General features: G+C 40.6%; 17 protein-coding genes. 13 read left to right on the top strand and 4 right to left on the bottom strand.

Features of this window, described 5'->3' with window-relative positions:
- The first annotated feature begins 140 nt into the window (after positions 1–140).
- On the top strand, positions 141–1,160 hold the full coding sequence (gene gap, locus MTBBW1_RS18550; protein WP_080805814.1) for a type I glyceraldehyde-3-phosphate dehydrogenase: 1,020 nt from the start codon (positions 141–143) through the stop codon (positions 1,158–1,160).
- Between the two features lie 157 nt (positions 1,161–1,317).
- On the opposite strand, the gene MTBBW1_RS18545 is transcribed toward gap, so the two are convergent.
- Both MTBBW1_RS18545 and MTBBW1_RS18540 read right to left on the bottom strand, forming a co-directional pair.
- Positions 1,318–1,995 (bottom strand): zf-TFIIB domain-containing protein, encoded by a 678-nt coding sequence (locus MTBBW1_RS18545; RefSeq protein ID WP_080805811.1) that lies wholly within the window; start codon positions 1,993–1,995, stop codon positions 1,318–1,320.
- A 54-nt stretch (positions 1,996–2,049) separates the two neighbouring features.
- Positions 2,050–3,363 carry an SPFH domain-containing protein gene (locus tag MTBBW1_RS18540; protein WP_080805806.1) on the bottom strand — a complete coding sequence of 438 codons (1,314 nt, stop codon included), beginning with the start codon at positions 3,361–3,363 and terminating at the stop codon, positions 2,050–2,052.
- A 223-nt stretch (positions 3,364–3,586) separates the two neighbouring features.
- Here MTBBW1_RS18540 and MTBBW1_RS18535 point away from each other — a divergent pair, with 223 nt between their 5' ends.
- The 3 genes from MTBBW1_RS18535 (at position 3,587) to aroB (ending at position 7,260) form a co-directional block, all read left to right on the top strand.
- Positions 3,587–5,035 (top strand): sensor domain-containing diguanylate cyclase, encoded by a 1,449-nt coding sequence (locus MTBBW1_RS18535; protein ID WP_080805804.1) that lies wholly within the window; start codon positions 3,587–3,589, stop codon positions 5,033–5,035.
- 164 nt (positions 5,036–5,199) lie between these two features.
- Entirely contained in the window at positions 5,200–6,219 is a 1,020-nt protein-coding gene (aroF, locus tag MTBBW1_RS18530) for a 3-deoxy-7-phosphoheptulonate synthase (RefSeq protein WP_080805802.1), read from the top strand.
- A gap of 24 nt (positions 6,220–6,243) precedes the next feature.
- A complete protein-coding gene (gene aroB / locus MTBBW1_RS18525; protein ID WP_342743934.1) occupies positions 6,244–7,260 on the top strand; it encodes a 3-dehydroquinate synthase in 1,017 nt (338 codons plus the stop codon).
- A gap of 107 nt (positions 7,261–7,367) precedes the next feature.
- Here the strand turns inward: aroB and MTBBW1_RS18520 are convergent, their stop codons facing one another.
- Positions 7,368–7,985, bottom strand: coding sequence for an FmdE family protein (locus MTBBW1_RS18520; protein WP_080805797.1), 618 nt, complete (start codon positions 7,983–7,985; stop codon positions 7,368–7,370).
- 306 nt (positions 7,986–8,291) lie between these two features.
- Between MTBBW1_RS18520 and MTBBW1_RS18515 the strand changes: the two genes are divergently transcribed.
- The 6 genes from MTBBW1_RS18515 to MTBBW1_RS18490 all read left to right on the top strand — a co-directional run bounded on the left by MTBBW1_RS18515 (position 8,292) and on the right by MTBBW1_RS18490 (position 15,180).
- Positions 8,292–8,819: a class I SAM-dependent methyltransferase gene (locus tag MTBBW1_RS18515; protein WP_139786817.1), complete on the top strand. Its 528-nt coding sequence runs from the start codon at positions 8,292–8,294 to the stop codon at positions 8,817–8,819.
- A gap of 317 nt (positions 8,820–9,136) precedes the next feature.
- Positions 9,137–12,139, top strand: coding sequence for a transporter substrate-binding domain-containing protein (locus MTBBW1_RS18510; RefSeq protein ID WP_186441480.1), 3,003 nt, complete (start codon positions 9,137–9,139; stop codon positions 12,137–12,139).
- An 84-nt stretch (positions 12,140–12,223) separates the two neighbouring features.
- Positions 12,224–12,928, top strand: coding sequence for a BamJ family beta-barrel-assembly machinery protein (bamJ, locus tag MTBBW1_RS18505; RefSeq protein ID WP_080805790.1), 705 nt, complete (start codon positions 12,224–12,226; stop codon positions 12,926–12,928).
- Positions 12,929–13,462: 534 nt separating this feature from the next.
- The gene (locus MTBBW1_RS30030) at positions 13,463–13,777 is read left to right on the top strand and encodes a type II toxin-antitoxin system HigB family toxin (RefSeq protein ID WP_080805787.1); all 315 of its coding nucleotides are present in this window, start codon (positions 13,463–13,465) and stop codon (positions 13,775–13,777) included.
- A complete protein-coding gene (locus MTBBW1_RS28515; RefSeq protein WP_186441478.1) occupies positions 13,753–14,154 on the top strand; it encodes a helix-turn-helix domain-containing protein in 402 nt (133 codons plus the stop codon). The genes MTBBW1_RS30030 and MTBBW1_RS28515 overlap by 25 nt, the downstream gene beginning before the upstream one ends.
- 48 nt (positions 14,155–14,202) lie before the next feature.
- On the top strand, positions 14,203–15,180 hold the full coding sequence (locus MTBBW1_RS18490; RefSeq protein WP_186441476.1) for an NAD(P)H-dependent oxidoreductase: 978 nt from the start codon (positions 14,203–14,205) through the stop codon (positions 15,178–15,180).
- Here the strand turns inward: MTBBW1_RS18490 and MTBBW1_RS18485 are convergent.
- A complete protein-coding gene (locus tag MTBBW1_RS18485; protein WP_080805778.1) occupies positions 15,166–15,750 on the bottom strand; it encodes a CYTH domain-containing protein in 585 nt (194 codons plus the stop codon). The two genes, MTBBW1_RS18490 and MTBBW1_RS18485, sit on opposite strands and share 15 nt — an antisense overlap.
- A 418-nt stretch (positions 15,751–16,168) precedes the next feature.
- Here MTBBW1_RS18485 and MTBBW1_RS18480 point away from each other — a divergent pair, with 418 nt between their 5' ends.
- Genes MTBBW1_RS18480 through MTBBW1_RS18470 form a run of 3 tightly spaced genes read left to right on the top strand, consistent with a single transcriptional unit; the run spans position 16,169 to position 20,602 of the window.
- Positions 16,169–17,308: an ABC transporter substrate-binding protein gene (locus MTBBW1_RS18480; protein WP_186441474.1), complete on the top strand. Its 1,140-nt coding sequence runs from the start codon at positions 16,169–16,171 to the stop codon at positions 17,306–17,308.
- A 49-nt stretch (positions 17,309–17,357) separates the two neighbouring features.
- Positions 17,358–19,898 (top strand): hybrid sensor histidine kinase/response regulator, encoded by a 2,541-nt coding sequence (locus tag MTBBW1_RS18475; protein WP_186441472.1) that lies wholly within the window; start codon positions 17,358–17,360, stop codon positions 19,896–19,898.
- Positions 19,895–20,602 carry a response regulator gene (locus MTBBW1_RS18470; protein ID WP_245809464.1) on the top strand — a complete coding sequence of 236 codons (708 nt, stop codon included), beginning with the start codon at positions 19,895–19,897 and terminating at the stop codon, positions 20,600–20,602. Before MTBBW1_RS18475 ends, MTBBW1_RS18470 begins: the two co-directional genes overlap by 4 nt.
- Positions 20,603–20,649 lie beyond the last annotated feature (47 nt).

The raw sequence follows: 20,649 nt of genomic DNA, 5'->3' as shown, positions 1-20,649 counted from the left end.
TGCCCCCTACAGTGCTTGCCAATTTCATTATCTGGAAAATTATAGCAGCTATTTTATGTAAAATACTTGAAACAACGGTATTGCCTGTTAACATACATGTGTCAGAAATACAAGCTAATTAAGGAGAGAAATCAAGCCCAATGGCGTATCGAATTGCAATTAACGGTTATGGGAGAATCGGCAGGTCAGTTCTGCGCGCTCTGTATGAATCCCACCACTACAGGGAGCTTGAAGTGGTGGGGATAAACGAACTTTCCGATATAAAGACCATTGCCCATCTTACAAGATATGACTCGACACATGGCAGATTTTCCGGAAGTGTGGAGATATGCGGAAATGATTTTTTTGTGAACAACAACAGAATAAGGCTCTGCCATGAACCTGATCCTGGAAAGCTTCCCTGGAGAGAGCTTGAAGTGGATGTGGTGCTGGAGTGTTCAGGTTCTTTCTCTTCAAGGGAAAAGGCAATGGAGCATATTAAAAGCGGAGCACGCAAGGTGATATTTTCCCAGCCTGCTGAAGAGAACGTTGATGCAACCATTGTCTATGGAATAAATGAAGATATCCTTACAAGAGATCATCAGATCATCTCAAATGCTTCATGTACAACCAATTGCAGCATTCCAGTACTCAAGGTTATAGATGACAGTATAGGCATTGAAGCTGGCATCATTACAACCATTCACTCAATAATGAACGATCAGCCGGTTATAGATGCCTACCATCACCATGATTTGCGCAGAACAAGATGTGCCGGGCAATCAATTATTCCCGTAAATACAGAGCTTGCAAAGGGTATTGACAGGATTTTACCACAGCTTTCAGGGCGTTTTCAGGCTGTCTCCATGCGGGTTCCCACAATTAATGTGTCAGCGCTTGATATTACCCTTGTTGTTGCAGAGAGTGTGAGTGTGAAAAAGATCAATGCCATACTTGAGTCTGCCTCTTTAAGCCCAAGGCTTTCAGGAATACTTGGCTACACAGAGGAACCCCTTGCATCCTGTGATTTTAATCATGATTCAAGGTCTTCGGTTGTGGATGGCGGACAGACAAGGGTAAGTGGGAAAAATCTTGTCAAAATTCTTGCCTGGTTTGATAATGAATGGGGCTATGCAAACAGGATGCTTGACACAACAGCCGCTCTTATGAGGTCATCCTGAATATTCCTTTTCTCCTGGTTAATGCAAATGGTCAAAATTAGAAGTTAATGCAAATGGATGAGATTAGAAGTTAATGCAAATGGATGAGATTAGAAGTTAATTCAAATGGATGAGATTAGAAAAACTCCAAATCCTTTAGCTTAAAAACACTTCTTACTTAAAACAGCCAGGAGAGAACGCCTTTTATAACAGTGCCGAGATTTTCATCTCTTGTGCCGTGTCCCATGGGGTTATCTGTCCAGGATGCGTATTCCATTGATCTTTGCCTTTCCTCCCTCTCTTTTTGTAGCTGCTCCTCCTCCATGCGCTCAAGTTCTCGCTTATCATGCAGAAGTGAGCCGCCGGCTTTTTTCCATTCAAACAGGTGGCGCAGCTCTCCCCCATCAAGCCAGATACCGTGTTCCCTGCAACGATCCACAATTACCCCGCTTCTTGTGCCGAAGTTCATGCGGTTCATGAATTTTCTGCATACAGGGCACTTGATGTAGGTAATCTTGATTTTGTCAGGGGTCATGGCTGTGTTTATGTTGTCTAACTTTTCAAGGTTTATATCATAGACATTTTTGACAGATTCTTCCAGAAGAAGCTCAAGCTCGCCTGGATCAAAAAAAAGTCCCATGCACTGATCACATCTTTCAATAAAGAATCTGCCGTTTATTTTAAGATCAATTGTCTGCAAAGTTATATTACATCTGGGGCAGGTTCTGCCTGATTCAAGTTCATGGGTTGTGTAGGTATGAACCCCCATAAGATCGGTATCATTGCGACTTCCGCAATATTCGCATGTGATTGAGTTGGGAGGAAGTGGAGCAGAGCAGTTAATACATTTTGACATTGTTTGAAATCCTCTCAATTTTTTGTGGTGTTGTTCTAAAGTCTGACATGTACGTTACTCAGGTATTGGCGGGGGAACAGCCTTAAAAGTTGCAGCAAATTCTTCTAAGGTCTCTGCCATCTGCCATGTCTCCATTCCCTGGCGCCATATAAGGGTGTCCTTTTTGATTTTTTCCTTTTTAATATTGTGGAGTATGATATCCATCTCAAGAGGGCCAATCTTTTTGCCTTTTATCACTACGTAATATTCCACAACAGGTTCTGTAAGCGGGATTGGCGGGGGTGTTGTTGCTGTCTGGCCATGGCTGCCGCTGCCTCTACCTTGATCATTGATACTGCCGCCCATCTGTGGTGCATTTATATTGTTGCCCGACTGTTGTTCATTGATACTGTTGCCCGACTGTTGGTCATTGATATTGCTGCCCGACTGTTGTTCATTGATACTGTTGCCCGACTGTTGGTCATTGATATTGCTGCCCGACTGTTGGTCATTAATACTGTTCACCATCTGTTGATCATTAAGAGTTCTACCCATCTGGTTTGCCATGGCAAAGCCCATGCCCATGCCGATGCCTGCGGCAGCCTCTCCACCCTGGTTCTGGGCTGCGAGCTCAAGTGCATTGGCGCTCTGAAATTTAAAATAGTTGTCAAGATTTCCAAGTACTCCCATGCTGCTTTTTTTGTCTAAGGCAGCTTCCACTTCCGGTGGAAGGGATATATTTTCAACAAGAAGTTTTGTTAGATCAAGACCATACTCCAGAAATTCAGGAGCGATGATGCGTGTCAGAATGGCTGATAGCTCATCATAATTCGCTGTAAGTTCCATAACCGGCAGTTTTTTCTCTCCAAGCAGGTCGGAAAATCTTGTTACAATAAGATTTTTGAGCTGCTCAACCACTTTTTCAACTGTAAACAGGCTGTCTGTTCCCACAATTTCTTTGATAAATTGGTCAGGTCTTGAAACTTTGATAACATACGTGCCAAAAGCACGAAGCCTTACAGGGCCAAATTCCGGATCCTTTAGTATGACAGGGTTGCGGGTTCCCCACTTCAGGTTTGTAAAGTTTCTAAGATTTACAAAATAGACTTCTGCTTTAAATGGGCTGTGAAAGCCATATTTCCACCCTGCAAGCGTGGAGAGTATGGGAAGATTGTCTGTCTCAAGGCGATACTGACCGGAAGTGAATATATCTGCAATTTTGCCTTTGTTGACAAATACAGCAGCCTGGGATTGTCTCACAATGAGTTGGGCACTGTATTTAATTTCATTGTCATACCTTGGAAATCGGTACACCATAGTGTTGGGTGAATCATCTGTCCACTCGATAATGTCAATGAATTCTCCCTTGGCTTTATCCCATATTGTCATGATCATCTCCTTTCTTCATGGTGTGACAGGTTTCCATTGATGAATCTATAAAATTTGAATATATCTTTGGGTATAGATAAATTCAAGGCTTTTCATAGGGTTTGATTATGTGGTAATGTTTTTATGATAAACTGCATCCATATGTGATTCTAAATCAAAACTAAAACGACTCTGTAAATTGTGAAAGTTACATGAAATGAATAAGGGTACTATTGAATATCCAATGCAGAAGAGAAAAATTCGCCTGATTATTATTTTAACTCTTATGCTTTCAACAGGCTTTCTTCTCACAAGCCTTGCCAGTTATTTTGTCTCAAGGGCATCACTGCGTGAGGAAATTATGCAGAATGAACTTCCTCTGACCAGTGATAATATCTATTCTGAGATACAGCGTGATCTTCTTCAGCCTGTTTTTATATCATCACTTATGGCATCTGATACTTTTTTGCGTGACTGGGTGATATCAGGTGAGAATGATACAAAAAAAATAGTGCGTTATCTTAAGGAAATTAAGGTTCGCTATGGAACAGTGACAAGCTTTTTTGTCTCGGAAAAAACAGGAATATACTACCAGTCCGGGGGAATTTTGAAGACTGTTTCAAGTGATGATGAAAGAGATAAGTGGTATTTCAGAGTCAGGGATATGCCTTCAGATTATGAGATAAATGTGGATACTGATATGGCCAATCATGATACCATGACTATCTTTATCAATTATCGTGTATATGATTATGACGGAAACTATATCGGTGCCACAGGCGTAGGTTTAACAGTATATGCTGTCAAACAGTTGATAGAAAAATATCAGGACAAATTTGAAAGGAAAATTTTTTTCGTTGACGAGAACGGAATCATTGTTCTTTATGGTTCAGGTTTTTCCAGTGATCTGAAAAATATTTCTGATATTGAGGGTATTGCCCCCCTTGCAATGGAGATTCTTTCCACCAGCGGGAACTCATTCCACTATAAAAAAGATGGCCACTCCTTTCTGCTTAATACTCGTCATATTCCGGAGTTTGGTTGGCATCTTTTTGTGGAGCAGTCCGAAACCAAGGCGTTGAAAGGAATAGTAGTAACTTTATTTTTTAATGTTATTGTCTGTGTTCTGATAACATCTGTTGTTTTATTTATGATTCATTTAACCATCTCTGCATATCAGCAAAAGCTGGAGGAGATGGCAACACTTGACAAGCTTACAGGTATCTATAATCGCCAGGCTTTCTCCATTCTGTTCACAGAGATGATAAAAGAAGTACATCGTAGATTTATTCCTTTTTCAGTTGTTATGATGGATATTGACCATTTCAAGTTGATTAATGATACACATGGTCATATTGCAGGTGATGCGGTTTTAAGACATCTTGCGTCTGTGACAAGAACAGTTCTTCGGGACTCTGATCTGCTTTGCAGGTGGGGTGGAGAGGAGTTTATTCTGCTTTTAAAGGAGTGCAGACTGGATGATGCTGTCAATCTGGCTGAAAAGATCAGAAAAAAGGTTGAAGATACCCGATTTTCATGGTTGGGAACTGAACTTGTCTTTACAGTTAGCCTTGGAGTAAGTCAGTGGAATCTTCTGGATGACAGGGAAGAAGATTCAATTGTATCAAGGGCTGACAAGGCACTTTACATGGCAAAGGAGCAGGGCAGGAACAGGGTTGTAAAACGGGTTTAAGTGTATCCCTTTTGAACTATTTCCCCCCCTCTCCAGTCATGGAAAGGGGGCCGGGGGGAGAGGTTACATAGCAACGATTTATGTCGGATATTCAAAAAAAGGTACACTCAACGGGTTTGAAGTCAAATATTGAAAAAGAAACAAACTGCAGCAGGAGATAAAAAATGCTGATCGTTATGAAAAAAGGTGCAACAGAGGAGAGCGTTCAGGGTGTTGTTAATGCCGCTGAAAAAAGAGGTTACACAGCACGTCCCATACCTGGTGGAGACAGGGTCTCCATAGGGATTTTGCATAACAAGGGCTCGGTGGATGCTGGCCATTTTCTGGGGCTTTCTGGTGTAAAGGAGGTTATTCCGGTGACAAAACCCTATAAGCTGGTAAGCCGAGAGGTTAAAAATGAGAATACAGTTGTAAGGGTTGGAAATGTGGCATTTGGAGATGGTTCCATGCCTGTAATTGCAGGGCCTTGCGCTGTGGAGAGTGAGGAGCAGTGTCTTGTGATTGCAAGGGCAGTTAAAAAGGCAGGAGCTGTTATGTTCAGGGGCGGAGCATTTAAGCCAAGAACATCTCCCTACTCTTTTCAGGGCATGGGCAAGGAGGGTCTTGAGATACTTGCAAAGGTAAGAGAGGAGACAGGGCTTCCTGTGGTAACTGAAGTTATGGATGTTGAAAACTTTGACATTGTGGAAGAGTACGCAGATGTGGTACAGATAGGTACCAGGAACATGCAGAATTTCAGCCTTCTTAAACGTGCCGGCAAATCAGGGCGACCTGTTATGCTCAAGCGTGGTATGTCAGCTCTTCTTCAGGAGTGGCTCATGGCTGCTGAATATATAATGGAAGAGGGCAATGAGCAGGTTATTCTTTGTGAACGGGGAATAAGAACATTTGTCCGTCACAGCAGAAATACACTTGATCTTTCCGTGGTTCCGGCAGCTAAAAAAGAGACTCATCTGCCCCTTGTAATTGATCCAAGCCATGCTGCTGGTGTAAGGGATCAGGTTATTCCACTTGCCAGGGCTTCGGCAGCAGTTGGCTGCGACGGCATGATGATAGAGGTGCATCATATACCAGATGAGGCAGTAAGTGACGGTGCTCAGTCGCTCTATCCAGACCAGTTTGAAAAGCTGATGCAGAAGATTAATCAGATTCATGCCATTTCAGGTGATCTGTCTTGGGAATAGGCATCTTGCAACAGGAGAGATATTGTGAAAACAGTTGAAGTGCAGGGTGCCGGGGGGCTTTCCCATATTCATGTGGGAGAGCAACTGCAAAATGTCAAAAAATATTTGCCGGATGTACAATGCATCATCATCACAGATCAGGTGGTAAGGCAATATCATGGAGCCATGTTTCCCGATGCTCCTGTAATAACTATTGGCATTGGTGAAGGTATAAAAACCCTTGCCACAGTTGAAAAGATTTTCAGGGAACTCATTGAACTTGGAGCTGATCGCTCAACCTTTATTCTTGGTATTGGTGGGGGGATTGTATGTGATATTACCGGATTTGTGGCATCAACCTACATGCGTGGGTTAAGGTTTGGGTTTGTTTCAACAACACTTTTATCCCAGGTGGATGCAAGTGTGGGAGGAAAAAATGGCGTAAATCTTGATGCATACAAGAACATGGTTGGTGTTTTCTGCCAGCCGGAATTTGTAATATGTGATCCTTTGATGCTTCCAACCCTGCCTCCGGAGGAGGTCTCCAACGGTTTTGCCGAAATTGTAAAGCACGGGCTTATAGCAGATGCAGAAATGGTTGCTTTTATTGAAGACAATGTTGAAAAAGCATTGTCCCTTGACAAGGATGTCATATCACGTCTTGTTCTGGATTCTGTCCGTTTAAAGGCAGGGGTTGTGCAGCGGGATGAACGTGAAGCAGGTGAGCGTAAAAAACTAAATTTTGGACACACCCTTGGCCATGCCCTGGAAAAACTGACTGGTATGGGGCATGGAAAGGCTGTAAGTATAGGTATGGTGGCAGCCGCTGAATTTTCACGCAGACGGGGATATCTCGATGAAAGCGACTGCAATAGGATCAAAAGCCTTCTTGATGCCCTGAAGCTGCCGGTATCACATAAAGAGTCGCCGGAAAAGATAATGGATGCCATGTTCAGGGACAAGAAGAAGCAGGGCAACCATATAAGTTTTGTTTTTTTGAATGGTATCGGTCAAAGTGTGGTGGAGAAGATGAGTTTTGAAGAACTTGAAAAACTCCTTTAATGAATGAATCCAAAATAACTTTCCCTTTCTCCCCCCTCGTAAGTCTTTGGGGGGAGCTGGGGGTGAGTTAAACGGGCAAGTTACTAACAACCGATTCCTATACAAGATTAAATTTTTTGTTCGTGTTTTATGAAGCATGGAATGCAAAGATAACGACCGTCAAAACGACGGATACGCGACTCCATTGTCATCTCCCTGCACTCTTCACACTCTATGCTTTGAAGAATTTTTGCCGGTCTTACTGGTGGCTCGGATATCTCGCTGACTGTAAAAAGAGATTCCAGCTTTGCATTCATAACCCTTTTTATGGCATCTTTTCTGTGGGCTTCACATGCTCTTTTCTCTTCTTCTGTTGCCTGGTTTGAAGATATCTTTTTCATTAAAGAAGTAACCTCTTCCTTGTGCGGATCGCTGCTTCGGAAATCTTCTCTGAAAAGTGCCCTGAATCCTTTCCCTGTGTCTCTGTTGAAAAATGTAAAACCGGATTTGCCATAATCCCTATGAATCAGGTTCCCCTTGCCGATGGAGCAGCCGGTGAGAAATTGTACAGCATCAAGTGCGCACATATCTGTTTCTGCCACACAAACCTTGGCTGATGCATTGTGGATGTCAAGGCGTGTCATTGCAAGCTCTGAAAGCCTGATGCCGATGGCAAGTCCTGGGCATGTGTGGCCGTGGAATTCAATTGTTTTGTCGATGAGTTCCTGATTGATGGTGCAGCTCATTTTTTTGTTCCTCCTTAATTTCTGTTTTTCAAACTCAATAGTGCTTCTTCAAGTTTAAACTGTCGGGTGACTTTTAAGGCTTTTCAAAGGTTCAAGGCATTTTTTACCCGACAATCAAACCTTAAAAGAACAATAGCAACTATCCCATGGTGAGTTCTTTTGTCAATTGTTTAAAACCAGGAATTCTTAGTTAATGTAAGATTCTGAGGCGATGTGAAAAGATACTACCAGCAAAATTATCATACATATTTTAAAAAGACAGTGTCTATTGATCCCGCACCATTTCTGGAGCCTTTTGTCAGATGCATGAAAAAAAACAGGGATATAACAGATGTAAACTGTAAAATAAACAGATCAGTGTGGGATATCGGGTGTGGATCAGGAAGAGACCTTTTATGGCTTAAGCAAAGGGGTTTTCATTGCACTGGTCTTGAGTACTCATTTGACCTTGCATTAATGGCAAGGAAGATTTCAGGGTGTGATGTTGTTGTTGGTGATTTTGAAAATTTTGATTTTTCAAGATTATCGGCAGATGGTATTCTTCTCATTGCTGCACTTGTTCACCTGGCTCCTGACAAAGTCTGTAATGTGTTAAGAAATGTTGCACAAGGGATAAAAAAAAATGGAATAGTCTATATTTCCATGAAAAAGGGAACCGGAATGTTCAGTGATGATACTGGCAGAAATTTCTATCTCTGGCAACCTGAAGAGCTTGACATTTTGTTTCAAAAGGCAGGTTTTAAAATATGCTCTTTTTCAGTCAGCTCATCAGCGCTTGGAACTGATGAGAGATGGCTTGGTTTTCTGCTGCATCAACATCATGAGAATCCTTAATGTTCTTTCAATGTTTTGATTGTCTAATGGAAAACTGCTTGAACAAAACCATTCCTAAAAGAGCATCACAATGGTGGATATTAAGAATATCTGTTTTTCTCATTTGTATTTTTTTATTAATTTCATTTGTATTTTTTTATTAAAATATGTTATTGCGAATTTCTGCAAATAATAACCTGCCGTCAAAATTAAAACATTTAAGGACTGAAAATCTTGTGATGGGTAAATACTCTCCTTTATATATACATGAAATGGGTGAGCTCTCTATTCTGCATAAAAACAGGACTGGAAAATTCTCTTTTCTGAGGAAAAATGTGATGAGTAGTTTTTTTTCACTATACAAAAATGGGATCGCTGGTTTTTTTGTTCGGCTCTGCTTTGTTTTTTTCATATGTTGTTCAGGAGATCTTATATTTTGTTCAGGTGATCTTTTATATGGATATAATAGTAATACTGTGCGGTTGAATCTGACAGAAGCTGAAGAGCAGTTTCTCCGTGAACATCCTGTTATAAGGGTAAGCAACGAAATGGACTGGCCGCCTTTTGATTTTGCTATATCAGGCCAGCCTTTTGGCTTCAGCATTGATCTTTTGAACATTCTGGGGGAACGTCTTGGCATTGAATGGGAGTATGTTAATGGATACCAGTGGCTGGAGTTGATGGAGCTTTTTAAAAAAGGTGAAATTGATGTTTTACAGTCTGTATATAAAGATGAGGAGCGGGAGGAACTTGGGCTTTTTACCAGACCCTATTTCAGGGATAAAACCGTTTTTATAATTTCAAGGTATTCAAAGCCTGTCAGCAGCATAGATCAGCTCAAGGGAAAGATTATTGTTGCACCAAAGGGTTGGGCATATGAAAGTTTTCTACGGAAATATTACCCTGATATTGATCTTCTCAGCGTCAGGAATATGGAGGAGGCTTTCCATGCAATTGTACAGGGCAAGGCAGATGCTGCAATTGAACTTTCCGGTGTTGCCCAGTTCATGTTTGAAAAACACTATTTTGATTCACTTAAAGTTTCCGGATGGTTTGAGGAGTATGACAGAGGTCTTAAGAAGGCTTTGCATATCATGGTGAGAAATGACTGGCCGATTTTGCATGAAATGCTTGAAAAGGGTCTTGAGTCACTTACACCAGGAGAGTTGATTGAGCTTGAAAAAAAATGGCTGGGATATCGGAATATCTATCCATCACAGAAAATTACCCTCACTCCTGATGAGAAGCTCTTTCTTGAAAAGAACTCTGTGATAAGAGTGGCAAATGAGATGGACTGGCCCCCTTTTGATTACATGGAGAACGGCAAACCAGCAGGTTTTGTAATGGATTATATTGCTCTGATAGGAGAGATGATTGGTATCGAACTTGAGCTTATAAATGGTTATACCTGGCCGGAACTTCTCAATATGGGGCAGCAAAAAGAGATTGATATTTTTCCAGGTATCTGGAAAACAGCGGAAAGAGAAAAGTTTTTAACATTTACACCACCTTACATGAAACTCACAAAAGTACTTGTATCCAAAGACAATAATCTGAAAAACTACCCATCCCTTTCCCATATGAAAGGCAAAAAAATTGCCCTTCCTGAAGGATATGGTACTACAGAACTTGTTGTGAATGAGTATCCCGGCCCTGAATATATTATTGTCAAGAACAATGAAGAGGGGATGAATCTTCTTGAGATGGATACGGTTGATGGATTTGTAGGTACCTTAGGGGTGGTCAATTATATCCTCAAGAAACACTTTATGACAGATATCAAAGTGATCATGGAAATTGAGCTTTCCCATGATCTGCCTTTGCAGATAGCTGTCAGAGATGACTGGCCTGTGATGGCAACAATCCTTAATAAGGCAATTGAAAATGTTACTTCAGAGCAGTATGATGCTCTTGTGTCAAAATGGATAGGCACAATTGACGGCCTTGAGAAAATTACCACTCTTTCCATTGAAGAAAAACGATATCTTGAGCAGAAAAAACAGTTGTGCATAGGGGTGATAGATCCTCTAAATATGCCTTATGAATATATTTCAGAAGAGAATACCTATGAGGGAATTGTTGCTGATTACTATAAACTTGTATGCAGCAAGACAGGGCTTTTTCTTAAATGGAAGGTAATGGATTCTGTTGAAGCTGCAAATAAGGAGCTGCAGAAAGGTAATTGTGATATCATATCTGTTGTAAACACTTCTGACAGTGAACTTGTTGGAATAAATATAACAACACCTTATGTTGAGTATCCCCTTGTAATTGCAACAGATAACATGGCAGTTTTTATAAGTGCCCTTGAAAATCTTTCCAAAAAAAAGATCGGTATTGTCCAAAATAGCCCATTTTATTATACAATGGTAAAGAAATATCCGGCCATTGAATTTGTGGCAGTTAATAGTGTTCCGGATGGACTTTTCATGGTACAGGAAAAAAAGATCTTTGGTCTTATCTCCACTGCTCCGGAAATAGCTCATTATATTCAGTTAAATCAGATGGTTGATCTAAAAATATCCGGTGAGGTTCCTTACAGGGTTGAGTTCAGAACAGGTGTCTCCAAGGATAATAAAATGCTTCTGGATATCATGGAAAAAGCAAGCAACTCAATGACTCAGGAGCAGAAAAATCATCTTTTTCATAACTGGATTCGAGTCACCTACCAAAAAGGTCTTGATCATGCGGTATTGTGGCAATTTGGAACAGCGTTTCTCCTTATTATTGCATTTTTTATATATCGGCATGTATCTATCACTCGTTACAATAGAAAGCTGACAGCCATAAACAAGGAGTTTGTACAGGCCAACAGAAAGCTTGAGGCCATTTCCTATATAGACGGTCTTACACAGATTCCCAACAGAAGGCGTTTTGATGCGGTTCTTGAGACTGAGTGGCAGCGTTGCGAGAGAAATCAGCACTATTTGACACTTATTATGATGGATATAGACTATTTTAAATTATACAACGATCGTTATGGTCACCTTTCCGGAGATGAGTGTTTGAAAAAAGTTGCAGAGGTTTTACACCGTGTGCCTGGACGATCAAGTGATTTTGTTGCACGATACGGTGGAGAAGAGTTTGGAGTGATTCTGCCAGATACAGATGAGGTTGGAGCCAAGGCAGTTGCAAAAAGGATACTTGATGATGTCCAGGCTCTTAAATTGATTCATGAGGATTCAAGTGTCTCTGATTATGTCTCTGTCAGCCTTGGTGTGGCTTCAGTTGTTCCTTCCCGTCTTCTTTTTCCAAGACAGCTTGTGGATTTTGCAGATCAGCTTCTCTATCAGGCAAAAAAAGGCGGAAGAAACCGGTATGAATTTTTGATTCTTGAATAGCAATCAATCAATGATTGATATTAATGCACATATCTGATACCAAGTTGTTTTAGTTTGTTTATATTAATTTTCAGGAGGATTTTAATGTTTAATGTAAAAAAAGCGTTTGCACTGCTTGCATCCGGAGTTATTCTTTGTTCTGGTGCCCAGGTTTTTGCAGCGGACAAGGAAGAAAAAAAGATGGAAACCGAGCAGGAAAAAATAAGTTATGCCCTTGGATATAATATAGGGCAGAATCTTAAAAGAGATTATGAAGTTGATCTGGACATGTTTTTTAAAGGCATCACAGAGAGTCACGAAGGGAAATCTAGCCTCTCTGAAGAAGAGATGCAGCAGACAATGATGACTTTTCAGAATAAAATGAAAGAGAAACAGATGGCTCAAATGAAGGAATCTGCCGAAGCTAACAAAGAAGCTGGAGAGGCATTCCTTAAAGAGAATAAGGGAAAAGATGGTATTGTTACACTGGAAAGTGGGCTTCAGTACAAAGTAATCACTCAAGGTGATGGTGAAAAACCCCAGCTCACAGATACTGTCAAGTGCCACTATAAAGGAACCACAATTGACGGCAATGAATTTGATTCATCCTACAAAAGGGGAGAACCTGCATCTTTTAAGGTCAACGGAGTTATCAAGGGATGGACTGAGGCCTTGCAGCTTATGACCGTGGGTTCTAAATGGATGCTTTATATCCCTTCTGATCTTGCCTATGGTGACAGAGGAGCTGGACGTTCCATTGCACCAGGATCAACATTGATTTTTGAGGTGGAGCTGCTTGGGATTGAATAATCTGCACAGGAGTTAACACAAAGTGCTTTGCAATAATGCATTACACAGAAAATAAAAATGCATTAAATCATAAAATCATATGGCAGCCCCGCTCTCAAAAGTCCGGTGGCTGCCATTACTGTTTTAAGTGCTTTATTTATTAGAAAATCTCCATAACATGCTGATATATAACAACTTTCATGTTTAGTTGTGATGCGTCAGCAAACATGGGGGGGATAAGAAAGTCTCTTTAACTGACTGTATTTAAAATGACTTTAATTCCTTCGATTGTGGTGGAAATCCGCCATGTACGTTATAACAATGTACATGGCGGATGTTTGTTAAAAACAATTGTATTCTCTATTTGAGAATTCTATTGACAGTAAATTTTATAATCTGTATTTTTTAATACACACTCATATAGCGAGTGCATCAAATAGCGAGTGCATCGCAATGATACATTAAAATTTTTATATATCAACATGTTATAGAAATTTTCTAATAAGCACCCCTGTTTGCTGATGCATTGCGATACCACCAATCTTTAAGGTTGTTATGCACATTATAAGTTACAAGAAAATTCGTGAATTTTGTCAAAAATATAACTGTGCGGAATCTTCCTTACAGCATTGGTATCGTATCGTGAAACGAGAAAATTTTACCTCATTCATGGATGTCAAAAAAGTCTTTCCAAGCGCCGACACTGTTGGAAACTTTGTTGTATTCAATATTGGTGGAAACAATTATAGGCTTGTTGCATATATTCGTTATTCACTCAATCGCTTATATATACGACATATTTTGACTCATGATAAGTATGACCGTGATAACTGGAAGGAAGACTTATGGTTCAAGCGTACCAGCAATTAATGGAAGTCTGGCCATCAATTTCACCATATTTTAATTCACCAACTAATGAAGAAGAGCTTGATGATCTGATTGAACTTGCTGATTATCTCATGGATCAGACACAAGGTGAGGTCAATCATCCGCTAATAGGTTTGCTTGACATTGTAGGTACATTGATTTCAGATTATGAGCGTACTCATATTCCAGAGCCGAAAGGAACTCCTGTAGGTTGTCTTAAATATTTTATGAGAGAATATGGTTTGAAACAAAAGGATTTGACTGAAATCGGAAGTCCTGGGGTTATATCTGAAGTTATGTCAGGAAAGCGAGAGCTTAATAAACGGCAAATCAAAGCACTTAGCGCTCGTTTTGGATGTAATCCAGCGGTTTTTATTTGAAAGATACTTATTTTGTACAGAATGTTGGACACACAGGAGGGCTTTATAATGTTTGTTTTAGGGTTCAGTGCAAGCCCAAGGGTTAACGGAAACTCTTCGCATCTTCTCTCTCTTTTTATGGAGCAGGCTGAGACAAAAGGATTTGAAACTTTTGTGATCTCTGCTGGAAAACAGCTTTATGCACCCTGCAGTGGTTGCGGGAACTGCGAAAAAAAAGGAACCTGCTCACTCAAGGATGATATATCTGGTAATCTTTTTTCCCTCATCAGAAGAGCTGATTTGATAGTTCTTTCCACGCCTGTCTATTTTTATGGTGTTCCTGCCCTTATGAAAGGGATCATTGACAGGGCACAAACTCTATGGTCAAGAAAGTACAGATTTGATCTTAAAGACTCCGGAGAATCTTTTAAAAAAGGGATATTGCTTTCTGTGGGAGCCACAAGGGGAATGACTCTTTTTGACGGCATCCGCCTTACAACACGATACTTTTTTGATGCTGTGGGTGCCCATTATGCAGGAGAGCTTTGTTATTCCGGCATTGACGGCAAAGGAGAGATACAGTTTAAGGAAGGGGTGGAAAAGGATATTTCAGAGATTGCCCATAAAGTGTTGACACCATTGCAGAATCGTAAAAAAATCATGTTTGCCTGCCGTGAAAATGCCGGCAGAAGCCAGATGGCAGCAGCCTTTGCAAAGGAGATTGCAGGCCATCGATATTGCGTTTTCAGTGCCGGCAGTCAGCCTGCGGAAAAGATAAATCCTGTTGTTGTAAAGGCTATGGGAGAAAAGGGGCACGATCTTCTATTTAATGTACCGTGTTCGCTGGAAGATGCCTTAAATAAAGCCCGAGGTGCTGTTGATATGATTGTCACCATGGGATGCAAAGAAGAGTGTCCGTTTATTCCGGGGTGTAAACAGGTTGACTGGAATTTATCGGATCCTGCTGGTAAATCAATTAATGAGGTCAGGATAATAAGGGATGATATTGAAATGAAGGTTAAATCCCTTTTGTCATCTCTTCCATGAGCTGAATGGGTAACAAATCAGATTTGAGTTGTAATATCGGGGATCTCCTGTTACCTCTTTTCCTGCCCATGGGGGATATTCAAATTGTTGTTCTTCATGTTCAAGTTCGATTTCCGCAACAGCAAGTCCCTGGTTGCTTCCGGAAAAAATATCAATGCTCCATTCAAATCCTTTAAAGTTAACCATATAACGGATTTTTTCTATAATTGCCGGTGCTGTAAGTTTTGCGGCATAGTCGGCAACAATTCCGTGGCCATCTACTGCAATTTTTTTGTCATTGGATTCCGCAGCAACCTCTTTGGAAGTGTTGGAAACTCTCTGTTTATGGCGACACAGATCAAGCATCTCAATGGCATCCTGTAAAGGTATATTGTATTCAAATTCAAGTCGGGTTGCTCCTGTTGTTTTTCCCTTTACGGTTAAAAATCCACTGTCCCCTGAGACCCTTACCCTTACAACTGCTTCCGGACTGTTGGCTATATATCCCTGTTTTATATGGATACCTTTTAGATCAGGGGTTTTCCAGGAATCGTTTTGAAGAAGAAATTTTCTCTCTATTTCAATACCCAAGACTCTTCTCCTTTTTTAATTTCTTTTCCTTATTATCTTTAAAACAGTGTGAAAGGTTATCAGCAGCAAGTTGAAAAAGTTTTGTTGCTCTGTTGGTTTGAAGTGTTATCATATTCAAATCATATCTCAATATTTTATCGTACTCAAGAGTCTTGGGATTTTAATAACAGAACGTTAATGGCTGAGCAATGCAGCCCTCCTTATTACTCAAAGTCGATACCTATGATCTTGTAAGCTTTGTCAACACTGTCTGAGTCAGGATTCCCAAGATTAACAAAGATAAGGCAGGATTATCTAACCTGAGCATCCTATCCATCCTGGTTCAGACAACTGCAATAACTTCTGAAAAAGCAATAAGATGTCGATTTTGAGTTATTATAAAACTTTGTATCTATTTCCAAGGAAAAAGGAAAACAACATGAAATTTACTCTAAAATCATTAATTGAATCAATTATAATCTCTTCAATTACCATTTCCATATTTTTTTCTTTGACCGGTTGCAGCAGAGAAAAGGAACCTGTCAAAATAGGCTTTGCAAACCCATTGTCGGGAACTCTTTCCGATTATGGACTTCCATGCAGGCGTGGTGCTGTTTTGGCTGTGGAAAAACTAAACAGCTCAGGTGGCATAAAGGGCAGAAAGATAGAGTTGCTGATAAAGGATGATAAGAACGATCCGGAAGAAGCGGTCAGGGTTGACCTTGAGCTTGTTGAGGCTGGTGTGGTTGCCATAATTGGTCATTTTACATCCACAGCCTCAATGGCAGCAGTACCTGAGATGAATAAAAAAAAGATGCTTATGATATCTCCAGGAGCTTCCACAGATCAGCTTTCAGGTATTGATGATTTCTTTTTAAGAGTAATAGCACCACACACTATTATGGCTGAAGGGCTTGCCACTGAGGCATTTAACTCACAGGGAGCACGCAATGCAGCACTGATTTTTGATGTTGCCAATCGTGCATATTCTGAAAATTATATCCGTGCTGCTGAGGCTATTTTTAACAAACTTGGTGGAAACATTCTTATGGAAATTCAGTTTGATTCCAAGGATGGACTTTCTGATGAAGATATCAATCGTCTTGTAAAATCAGGGCCGGACTCGGTTTTTGTGGTGGCTGGTGCTCTTGACACCGCGATGCTTGCCCAGGAGATTCATAAAAGAAGTGAGAGCATTAAAATCTTTTCATCCTCATGGGCCATGAAAGGTGAATTTCTGGAAAATGGTGGAAAGGCAGTTGAAGGGGTTATTATCTCGGGAACTTATGATATAGCTGAAGATACTCCAGTTCTGATAGCTTTTAAAACAGAATATGAAAATCGCTTTGGAGAACCTGCCACCAGGGCAGCAGCCTTTGGGTACGACTCTGTCATGGTTTTGAAAAAGGGAATTGAAAAAGCAGAAAACCTTACACCTTCTGCAATCAAAAAAGCAATTCTGGAAATAGAGCTGTTTGAAGGTATTCCTGAAGATTTTACAATTGATAAATATGGAGATCCCAGAAGGCCGGTCTGTATATATGAGGTCAGGGATGGTTATTTTAAAATCAAAAGATGATTATGTTGCAAAAGACCATGCGAAGAAAAAAAGATCATGGAGAGATTTAATGTTATCTTGCTGGCCTGGTCGAAGCCTGAAAAACATTTTGACCTCTTCTCTGATTTTTCTGGTGGTGTTTCCGGGAATTATGTCAGGGCTTTTGACCCTTAATAAAATTGCATCCAATATGGAAAATGAGATTCTTGTCTCAAACCTTGTCATGGCCAAGTCTCTCTCTGTCCAGATTGATGAAATTTTGTCCCAGGCAGAAAAGATAGTTTCTGTCACAGGAGAAGCTGCCTTGAACAAGGTTGCAACCGGCTCTGACCTGGATGCTCTTCTGATTGGTATTGCCAAGGCATTTCCAGCTTTTTCACGTCTGAATATCCTTGACAGTCAGGGTATTATCAGCCACTCTTCCCGTAAGCATGATTCATGGATAGGCTATGATTTTTCAAGGCACTCCTCTTATCTTGGAGCATTGAACAAGGAGGGCTTCTGCTGGTCACTTTCGCATATCCCCGTCAAGGGTAACACACCGGGCATTGCAGTCAGCCGCATGTTTGACTCCCTTGTGGTTCTGGGCTATCTTGATTTGGCTGATCTTTCCCGAAATGTGGGCATACTTGCATCAGAAGCTGAAGTTCGTGTTACTGTCCTTGACCGTAAGGGAACAGTGGTCGCAAGCTCAGAGCATGGCATGGCCGAGCAGCGCCTGAATCTTCTCAATATTCCATATATCAGGCAGGCTCTTAAAGGAGAGTTTGCATCCGGACGCAGATATGATGAGAAGGGGATAGAATCAATTGTAAGTGTGGATGAGATCGTTACAGCAGATCTTGTCACTGTTATTTTCAGGGATGCTTCAAAGGCACTTGCACCTGTTGTCTTTATCAGGAAGATTCTTATGATCTCTCTCTTTGTGAGCTGTCTTGGAACAACACTTGTCTTTATTTATCTCTACCGCAGTATCAAACTTCCGCTGACAGCACTTTCAAGCTTTACAGACCGTGTTGCACAAGGTCACTACGATCTTCAGGCCGGTAACTGGGGACTGGAGGATTTTAACCATCTTTCACATAACTTTGTCCTTATGACAAGAGCGATATCTGCCCGTGAGAGTGCTTTAGAAGATGCCAGAAAAGAGGCAGAAGCTGCAACAAATGCAAAAAGCGCATTTTTGGCCAACATGAGTCATGAGATCAGAACTCCTCTTAATGCCGTTACCGGCTTCAGCGAACTTTTGTCTTCCCTTGTTAAAGATGAGAAACAGAAACAGTACATATCTGCAATAAAAAATGCAGGAAAAAATCTTCTGACGCTTATTAACGATATTCTTGATCTTTCCAAAATGGAGGCTGGCAAAGCCGAGCTTAAATACACTTGCAGCGATTTGAGAGCTGTTATTTATGAAATAGAACAGATATTTGCATTGCAGACCTCAAGAAAAAATATCCGGTTTATTGTTGAAGTTGATGCGGATTTTCCTCCGGCTCTTATGATTGATGAAATACGTTTAAGGCAGATACTTCTAAATATTGTTGGAAATGCTGTTAAATTTACTGAAAACGGCACCATAAAAATGACTGTTACTTTTATGGAACTTGGCGATCTTCATATAATTGTTGAAGATTCCGGTATCGGCATACCTGAAGATGAGATCATGACCATTTTTGATTCATTTAAACAGCAGGCAGGACAGGAGAATGCACAGTACGGCGGCACAGGTTTAGGCCTTGCTATCTGCAAAAGAGTTGTAGAAATGATGAACGGCCGGATTCTTGTGGAAAGTTCCCCTGGAAAGGGCAGTTGCTTTGAGGTAATTATACCTGATGTGCAGGCGCTCTTTGATGAGGTTCCGCTTTTGGAAAAGAGCTTTTACCACGAAGATATAAGGTTTGAAAATGGAAAAATATTGGTTGTTGACGATATTGAGTCCAACAGACATCTTTTGAACGAGGTGCTATGCAAGGTAAATCTTGATGTTTTACATGCTCAAAATGGCCATGAAGCGTTGTTGATTGCCGGTGAACATCATCCGGATGTTATTTTGATGGATATAAGGATGCCGGTAATGAACGGATTTGAAGCATTGGAAAAAATTAAAAACAATCCTGTCACTCAAAAAATTCCGGTCATTGCAGTCACAGCTTCCTCATCTGTTATGGACAAGCCTGACATAATAAAAAGAGGTTTTGATGGCTTTCTTGCAAAACCTGTTGAAATAGATAAACTTCTTGCAGAGTTGTCAAAATATCTGCCGTTGACAGAAACTGATTCGGGTTTGAATGAAGAGCATAAAAAAGCAATCAACTCCCTTTCAGGAGACAGAATCAAGATTTCCCAAATTCTGGCCACTCTTGAATCTGATTATATGGAGCAATGGCGATCATTTAAAAAAAGGCAACCCATTGACAAGGTAAAACTTTTTGGTGAGAATATCAGAGTGCTTGGTTTGAAAAATGATATTGAGTTATTGACACAATATGGTGATAATCTTGTCAATTATGTGGATAACTTTGATATACTCAATATGAGACTGGCAATAGCTGAATTTAAAAAGATAATACAAGAGGTCAAATCTATGATCCAGGAAATGAATCCATGACAAATGAAACTTCTGGCAATCATCTGCCAGGCGCTCATCAGGCTGAAAAAGGTAAGCATGACATTCGTCGGGAGGAGAAGCATCAACCAGACAGCCATAAGGCAGAGTACCATATGCACGACAATAGTCCACCTGACAATCATTTTTCAATATTAATTGTTGATGATGAACCCATGAATATCCAGCTTCTTGGCAATCTTTTAAAAGATCAGCACTATAAAGTTGAGTTTGCCACAAGTGGTAAGGAAGCCATTGACTGGATTTATAGCTATCCTTTTGATCTGGTGCTTTTAGACATCATGATGCCCGGTATGAGTGGCTATGAGGTTTGCAGAAAAATAAAGTCAGACAAAACCAAAAAGCATATACCTGTCATTTTTCTTACTGCAATGGCAGATACTAAAGATATTCTTAAGGGATTTGAGGTCGGCGGATCCGATTATATTACAAAACCTTTTCAGGCTCTGGAACTTCTGGCAAGGGTGAAAGTACATGTAGAGATCAAGACCCTGCGTGGCTTTATTCCAATTTGCTCTAAATGCAAGGATATCCGTGATGACAAAGGGGCATGGACAAGGGTTGAGGCTTATATTCAGAAGCATTCCGAGGCACTTTTCAGCCATGCTCTCTGTCCTAAATGTATGGAAAGCTTATATGGTAAAGAACCTTGGTTCAAAACTAAAAAATCAGGTTCCAATACTTGATGCACAGAATTTTTGATTTTTTACGAGACCATCAGGATTTAGCGGGG

This window comes from Desulfamplus magnetovallimortis (genome assembly GCF_900170035.1).
GTDB classification, from domain to species: domain Bacteria; phylum Desulfobacterota; class Desulfobacteria; order Desulfobacterales; family Desulfobacteraceae; genus Desulfamplus; species Desulfamplus magnetovallimortis.
The sequence above is the reverse complement of the archived record's forward strand: the minus strand, read 5'-3'. Positions and strand labels throughout refer to the sequence as shown.